This is a genomic window from Brevibacillus sp. NL20B1, assembly GCF_018195675.1.
Taxonomy (GTDB): Bacteria; Bacillota; Bacilli; order Brevibacillales; family Brevibacillaceae; genus Brevibacillus; species Brevibacillus aydinogluensis.
Genome location: NZ_JAGTPT010000044.1, coordinates 1 through 7123, shown reverse-complemented (window position 1 = coordinate 7123; position 7123 = coordinate 1). Strand labels below are relative to the sequence as shown.

Here is a 7123-nt window from a genome sequence, read left to right as displayed (position 1 = left end):
TCCGCTCGACTTGCATGTATTAGGCACGCCGCCAGCGTTCGTCCTGAGCCAGGATCAAACTCTCCAATAAAGTTGAGTTGAATCGTTAGCTTTCATTAAAGAGAAAGGAATTGCTAGGCTCGTTCAACGCGTTCGCTGTTCAGTTTTCAAGGAACATGTTACGCCTTTCGCTTCGTCAAGATCAGAAGCGAAGGATTTGAGCGTAACACATCTTTTTCAGCAAATCAACAGTAAGTTTTGCATAACCTCTTAATTTGCTGCCCCATCTCGTAAAGGAGACAGGATTCCATTATAGCAGGCCCCCAGAAAAAATCAACTTGTAATTTCTGGGAATTTGGTGCGGTCGAGAGGACTTGAACCTCCACGGTGTTGCCACCACTAGAACCTGAATCTAGCGCGTCTGCCAATTCCGCCACGACCGCATAAAAATCAGCTATCTCAAGTGTTTTATAATGCAAGGAACAATTTTCCCGGCACAACGTCATTGATTATATAATGCTCAAGGCCATTTGTAAAGTGGTTTTAAAAATTTTTCTTAATCTATGCTTGATCTAAAAATGGACCGTTTATGACACCATCCCATTTTGAATGGTTATTCCGTTAAATCCTGTGTTCTTATTAGTCAGTTGTAGATAAGATGTCACTTTGACAATAACAATAATACGAACCAAATCCTCAAATATATCTGATGGTTTTTGGATTCTCTCCACTGAGTATTAACTGCCACTCTAAACCCGGCACAAAAGAATCTCAACATGCAAAAATCCAAAGAAAGTCGTTCTGAATTATTTGAAGACAGGCTTGTTCCTGAATACTGTGTTGCATCGTAAAAATTAAACAGAAAAAATGGAAAAATAGTTTACATGAAATATTTTGCCATATATACTAATTACTGGTAATAAATTTACCGAAAGGAGATTAGGAAAGTGAAAAAGAAAATCACGTCAATTGTATTGTCGTTAGGTTTGTTAAGTTCTGTTTTGCTCCCTCAACTACCTACAGCAATGGCACAACAAAACTTTGATTACGATTACGATAATAAAGCAATTTATTCAGAATTAACCTCAGAAGAATTAGAAACGTTGCAAGAAGAAGTTGGACTAACAGAAGAAGAAGTTCAAAACATTCCGCCACATATCCTAAAAAACCTCATCAAGCAAAACGCTAAGGTACTCGCATCAAAAACATTTATTCATAAATTCGACGAGGGAAAGAACGATAAAGGTCGCTCAGTTAAATCAAATGATTTGACAGAGTTGAAATTGAACGGTATTGCTTTCGCAGTAAAAAGTGACAGGAAAGGATATAAAAAGTTTTACTTATATGGCAACTTTGAATGGCTTGAATCACCACGTTTTATGCTGACTGATAAAATGACAATTGGCTACCCTGATACTGCAAAGTTCTTTTTGCCAATGAAAAAAGGAAAACCAGAACAACACGAGAATCAATACTGTATTAAAACTATAACTAATCCTAAATGGGATTGCAAAACCTCTACCGAAGCCTCTGATTGGGAACCTGGTATTGGTGTAGCAGCCGAATTTGATCTGCGTATGGGGAATCGCCCACAACACGCAGGTTATATCTCCCAATATGTATATACTGAAGATACTGAAAGTGGTACAATCAATATTAAGTTTGAGTATGGACATAATCGCGTTATAGGGACTGTGGGAGTGTCATATTCACCATTCGGACTATCTATTGCGCCTAGTAACACAACTGATGTCGCAAGCTATGGTATTGAGTTTAAATACTAATCGTAATAGCCCTCCAAATGAGGGCTATTGCTTCTTCAGTGTTGAAAATATATCGGGAGGATCCACATTATGATCGGTAAATTTATCCTGTATGTAATTGGTGTCTTGGCCTGTATGTATCTCCTGTTAATCCTGGTGGGTATCGATTCGTATTTTAATGACGCTCTATTAACCACGATCGGAATTACACAAGCTGTCATAATCGCCCTACTTCTTATGATACTAACAAAAAAAAATTAGTATAATACCAGTTTGTAGGCAAAATGAACGTTACGAGGAGAACATGTTTCATCCGCTCCGCGCTATCCCCGCCGAACACAAGCTTAACGCTTACGTTCGGCGGGGCCCAGTCAATGACCAGCACGGAAGCACCCCTCACGCCCGCTGAAGCATGAACTGCTTGCCGTATTCGCCATGATCGTGCATGGCTGGATGTTCAATTTGAATCGTCGTGTGTGTGATGCCGTATTTCGTCTTCAGGATGTGATTAATGGCCAGAATCACACAGAACGGTTGTATGTTTTCGCGAACAAACACGTGCGCAGTCAGCGAATAATGATCGGTGGAAATCGACCACAGATGCAGTTCATGGACGTCCTCCACCCCTTCCACCTCGCTGATGTCGCGGCGAATGGCGTCCAGATCAAACTTCTCGGGGACCGATTCCATCAGAATCAGATGGGATTCGCGAATGATTTTGGCCCCGCCGGTAAAAATGATCCCCCCGATTACCATGCTGATCAACGGGTCAAAGAAGGAATAGCCTGTCACGTGAATCAGAACGGCAGAAATGATGACCCCAACAGAGCTGAGCAAATCTCCGAAAAAGTGCCAGAGCGCGCTCTTCACATTGAGATTTTCTTCTTCCCTGGTACTCCGGCTTAATACGACGGTCAGCACGATGTTCACGACCAAACCGATGGACGCGATCAAAAGCATCAACTGGAGGTCAACCCCCTGCGGATAAATCATCCGCTTGATGCTCTCGACGATGATCCCGACGGCAATTACGGCCAACGCCAACCCATTCAGAAACGACGCGATGATCTCAAAACGAAGGAAGCCAAACGTGTACTTCTGATTCGGTTTCCGGGCAGCCATGTATATGGCAGCCATGCTCAACCCCAGCGCGATCACATCGGAGATCATGTGGGCCGAATCGGACAGAAGGGCGAGCGAATTGGACATCAGGCCTCCGACAATCTCGACAATCGTAAAAAACATGGTCAGCATCAGGGTGAGCCACAGCGTTTTCTTTGATGTCTGCTGCTCTTTGACGTGGTTCAGGTGATGGTAATCTTCATAATTCATAAGAGCCAGCCTCCACGCAATCGAATTTTTATAAATACTATAAGATAATAACTATTTTAATTATAACCGTTTATTCCCCGCTCCTCAAATGAACGTTTTATGGATCATACAAGTAATATTCATTCGCAACGAGTGTGGGAAGCCCAAAACAAAAAGGGCCTTCCGCCGCTGCTTTTCATGCAGGTAAAGCCCCCTTTCCGTATATCTGGATGATTTGAGCAATGCGTCATCCAAGGTTTCCAGACGAGTTTCCATATGGCAGCATAACGCCTAACGAATTATACCAATGAAAAATCCCCCAGGCCTCCTGTCGTCTGTGCTATATTTTTCAAAAAACCCAAATCGGAGGCATTCACATGATCGATTTCGAGTGGTATCGGAGCTTTGTCTTCATCTATCGGCACAATTCGGTGTCCGAAGCTGCCAAATCCCGTTTCATGACTCAGCCGGCGATGAGCCAGCATCTGGCCTCCTTGGAGGCTGAGATCGGCGAGCCGCTGTTTGTCCGGACGGCCCGGAAAATGATCCCGACGGAGCGAGGGAAGTTGCTGTATACCGAGGTAGCTCCGCTCGTCGAAGCGCTGGAGCAGTTGAGCGCAGATCTGAAAACGTCTTCCCAACCGAGCCTGAAATGGATCAAAATCGGCTCGGCGCCGGAGTTCTACCAGGAAAAAATCCTCCCCTTGCTGCCGAAATTCGGTACCTGCTCGATTTCCTATTTCGGAACCGCGGAGGAACTGCTCGGCATCCTGGAAGAGGACAAGGCGGATATCATCATTACCTCAAAGAAATTCCTGAAACCGGGAGTCGAGTACGAGAAGCTGTGGGAAGAGGAGTTGGCCATAATCGCACCGGCTCACTGGGAGGTTCCCGATGCCGTGAGCTTGAAAGCCAAAGAACGCTGGCTCACCGAACAGACGTGGATTGCGTACGGACCGGAACTGCCCATAATCCGGAGGTTGTGGCGGGAACGTTTCAAGAAGCGTCCTATGCTGTCCACCCCTTACATCATTCCGAATCTGCATATGATTCTCCGTCTGGTCACGTCAGGCGCGGGCCTGAGCGTGGTTCCAACCTATCTGCTGGATACGGCGAAAGAAGGTGAGGTTCAAGTCGTTTACGCGGACTTGTCGGTACGAAACGAGCTGTTCTTCGCGTACAAAAGCAAACACAAGTACATACCGGAAATTCAACAAATCAAGAAGGTCATTCGCGAGCACATCTGAGGACCAGAGGCCAGTTTTCATCGGCGTCTGGTCTTTTTTTGCCCGCTGAATCCATAAATTTTCTTATGAATACACGCAAATTTCATAATTTGTTTTATAAAAAGTTCAGGCGTAGAATTGGGGGGCAATCAAAAATAACCCTTCAGGAGGTTTGAAACGATGTCAAAAAACGTGCTCATGGTGGTCACGAGCCACTCCCATATTGACGATGGTAAAACGACAGGAATCTGGCTGTCGGAATTTGCGGAAGCATATACGCTGTTCAACGAGCAAGGTTGGGACGTGGTCGTAGCCAGCCCGCTCGGCGGAAAAGCACCAGTGGACCCCGCCAGTCTAGGTGAGGAAATGGACCCGTCGTTTGCAGAAGCAGCGAAGAGACTGGAAAACACCATGAAGCTGAACGATCTGTCTCATGAACGTTTTGACGCGATTTTCTTGCCAGGCGGGCACGGCGCGATGTACGACCTCCCGACCGACCAAAAGCTCCAATCACTGCTGCGCGATTTCTACGAGTCCGGCAAAGTGGTCGCCGCTGTCTGTCACGGCCCGGCCGCCCTGGTCGGTACGGTCTTGTCGGACGGAAGTCCACTGGTCGCCGGAAAACGCGTGAACGCATTCACTGACCGGGAAGAGGAGGAGACAGGTCTGGCATCCCATCTCCCGTTCCTGCTGGAACGTCGGCTTCGCGAGCTGGGGGCGATCTTCGTTGCCGCTCCGAACTGGACTGCCCACTATGAAGCTGACGGCAATCTGATTACCGGCCAAAATCCGCAATCGACAATCGCAGTCACGAATGCCGTGATTGACCATCTTCGAAGAGGAGGGACCTCATCTTGAATTCCGATAGCATGCCATACACAGGTACGACCACTGCGCGCCGCAATTCCGCGATTGCCATTTACGCGCTGACGCTCGGTGCTTTCGCCATCGGAATGACCGAATTCATTATCATGGGCCTGCTGCCGGAAGTGGCGGAAAGCCTGAGTGTCTCGATTCCGGAGGCGGGGCTTCTCATCACGGGGTATGCGCTCGGGGTAGCGCTCGGCGCACCGTTCATCACGGTCGCTACGCATAAGATGCCGCGCAAGGCGCTCCTTCTGCTCTTGATGGGAATTTTCATCGTGGGCAATGCCCTCGCGGCTCTCGCCCCTTCCTATGGCGTGCTCATGTTCGCCCGCATCGTCGCAGCGCTGACACACGGCTCCTTCTTCGGCGTTGGCTCCGTAGTCGCCGCGGAGCTTGTGCCGAAAGAGAAGCGGGCCGGAGCCATCGCCCTGATGTTTACCGGCCTTACGCTCGCGAACATCCTCGGCGTGCCGATTGGTACGTTTATCGGCCAGGAATTCGGCTGGCGATCGACATTCTGGGCGATTACGGCTATCGGGAGCCTGGCGCTGATCGGCGTGATCGTACTCGTCCCGCGGATTCAAGCCTCTCCCTCCCGATTGAGTCGGGAATTTGGGGTGCTGCTGCGTCCCGAGGTACTAGTCGCGCTTCTCATGACAACCTTCGGCTTCGCCGGCGTATTCACAGCGTTTACCTATATCAAGCCGATTCTGGTGGATATCAGCGGTTTCCCTGTTGACTCAATCTCGTACATTCTGGTTCTGTTCGGGATCGGCATTACCATTGGCAACATCTACGGCGGCAAATTGGCCGACCGCAGTCTGCTGCCTTCGCTGATCGGTATTCTCGTGTTATTGGCTGTGGTGCTGGCCCTGCTGGGTGTCGTGGCTCAATGGAAACTCGCAACCCTGATCTTCGTCTTCCTTCTCGGCGTGGCCGCTTTCGGCACGGTGCCGGGTTTGCAGCTGCACATGTTGAACACTGCAAAGGAAGCGCCAACCCTGGCTTCAACGCTGAACATAGCGGCGTTTAACCTGGGGAACGCCCTCGGCGCTTATCTGGGCGGAATCGTCATCGACTACGGCATCGGCGGCGGGCTGAAAGCCGTCCCGTTGGCAGCCTCTCTGGTTACCATCGTGGGCATTCTTTTCACCTTGTGGGGATATCGACAAAGCCGCCGGGAACGCCATGCATGAATGCAGTGTCGTGTACAGTTCTTAGTGCTGGCTGCAACGGTACGTGGCAGGGCCGTCCTTTAGGGGATGGCCCTGCTCCAAACCGATCTGAACAAAAACCTAGCGAAACGTGTTCATCATCCTTGGGATATTCTTCATAGAAAGGAGTAAGGCCGTATCCAGGAACATGGCGTCAGGCCGTTTTGGTTCGGCGCTTGCTCCAGGGAGTCAAATTGGAGGTACAGGTCACGAGGAAGAAGATGGTTCCTTCATCGAATGATAGATGAGCTGTACAACGCCAGAGGAGAATGTTCTCGTTTGAACCAACTTTACATTCACCCTCTGCTTGATATCAATAAACAATGGTTTGCCCTCACCTAAAATAACCGGATGGACCGATAGTCTAAATTCGTCAACAAGCCCCAAGTTCATAAAAGTGGTAATAAGATCTGCTCCTCCATACAGCCAAATGTCTTTGCCAGGCAGATTCTTTATGTTGTTTACTTCCTCAAGGATATTGCTGTTTATATATTTGACTTTATCATCTGTTCCTTTTTGCGTTCGGGAAAACACATATTTCTCTTTGCTATGAATAAGTTCCCACATTTCTTTGTCGGTATCAGACAGATCCATTTCATGCATGCCTTGAGCAAATTGCCCCCAGATCTCATAGCTCTTTCTCCCGTAAAAAATCGTATCGATCTGATGCAAGAAATCCGTAAACCCCATCTCAGGGTCCATGATGCACCAATCCACTTCTCCATTTTTCCCTTCGATAAAACCGTCTAGCGTAACAGCCAAA

6 protein-coding genes, 1 tRNA gene and 1 rRNA gene are annotated in these 7123 nt (G+C 48.1%); 4 read left to right on the top strand and 4 right to left on the bottom strand.

Features of this window, described 5'->3' with window-relative positions:
- Positions 1 to 70, bottom strand: a 16S ribosomal RNA gene (locus KDN35_RS19585); the annotation flags it as partial.
- Positions 71 to 335: 265 nt separating this feature from the next.
- Positions 336 to 422, bottom strand: a tRNA-Leu gene (locus KDN35_RS19580).
- Between the two features lie 504 nt (positions 423 to 926).
- Here KDN35_RS19580 and KDN35_RS19575 point away from each other — a divergent pair.
- Positions 927 to 1763 (top strand): hypothetical protein, encoded by an 837-nt coding sequence (locus KDN35_RS19575; protein WP_212133720.1) that lies wholly within the window; start codon positions 927 to 929, stop codon positions 1761 to 1763.
- A 375-nt stretch (positions 1764 to 2138) separates the two neighbouring features.
- Here the strand turns inward: KDN35_RS19575 and KDN35_RS19570 are convergent, their stop codons facing one another.
- Positions 2139 to 3074: a cation diffusion facilitator family transporter gene (locus tag KDN35_RS19570; protein WP_212133718.1), complete on the bottom strand. Its 936-nt coding sequence runs from the start codon at positions 3072 to 3074 to the stop codon at positions 2139 to 2141.
- A gap of 356 nt (positions 3075 to 3430) precedes the next feature.
- On the opposite strand from KDN35_RS19570, the gene KDN35_RS19565 reads away from it, so the two are divergent.
- The 3 genes from KDN35_RS19565 (at position 3431) to KDN35_RS19555 (ending at position 6342) form a co-directional block, all read left to right on the top strand.
- Positions 3431 to 4300 carry a LysR family transcriptional regulator gene (locus tag KDN35_RS19565; protein WP_212133716.1) on the top strand — a complete coding sequence of 290 codons (870 nt, stop codon included), beginning with the start codon at positions 3431 to 3433 and terminating at the stop codon, positions 4298 to 4300.
- A 159-nt stretch (positions 4301 to 4459) separates the two neighbouring features.
- Entirely contained in the window at positions 4460 to 5137 is a 678-nt protein-coding gene (locus KDN35_RS19560; protein ID WP_171567552.1) for a type 1 glutamine amidotransferase domain-containing protein, read from the top strand.
- A gap of 11 nt (positions 5138 to 5148) precedes the next feature.
- Positions 5149 to 6342: an MFS transporter gene (locus KDN35_RS19555; RefSeq protein WP_212133714.1), complete on the top strand. Its 1194-nt coding sequence runs from the start codon at positions 5149 to 5151 to the stop codon at positions 6340 to 6342.
- 225 nt (positions 6343 to 6567) lie between these two features.
- On the opposite strand, the gene KDN35_RS19550 is transcribed toward KDN35_RS19555, so the two are convergent.
- The gene (locus KDN35_RS19550; protein ID WP_249179214.1) at positions 6568 to 7122 is read right to left on the bottom strand and encodes a dihydrofolate reductase family protein; all 555 of its coding nucleotides are present in this window, start codon (positions 7120 to 7122) and stop codon (positions 6568 to 6570) included.
- Between the last annotated feature and the right edge of the window lies 1 nt (position 7123).

Excerpts from the sequence above, each read along its gene's own strand:
- KDN35_RS19565 (WP_212133716.1), top strand. The coding sequence starts at position 3,431 with ATGATCGATTTCGAGTGGTATCGGAGCTTTGTCTTCATCTATCGGCAC.
- KDN35_RS19555 (WP_212133714.1), top strand. The coding sequence starts at position 5,149 with ATGCCATACACAGGTACGACCACTGCGCGCCGCAATTCCGCGATTGCC.
- KDN35_RS19570 (WP_212133718.1), bottom strand. The coding sequence starts at position 3,074 with ATGAATTATGAAGATTACCATCACCTGAACCACGTCAAAGAGCAGCAG.
- KDN35_RS19560 (WP_171567552.1), top strand. The coding sequence starts at position 4,460 with ATGTCAAAAAACGTGCTCATGGTGGTCACGAGCCACTCCCATATTGAC.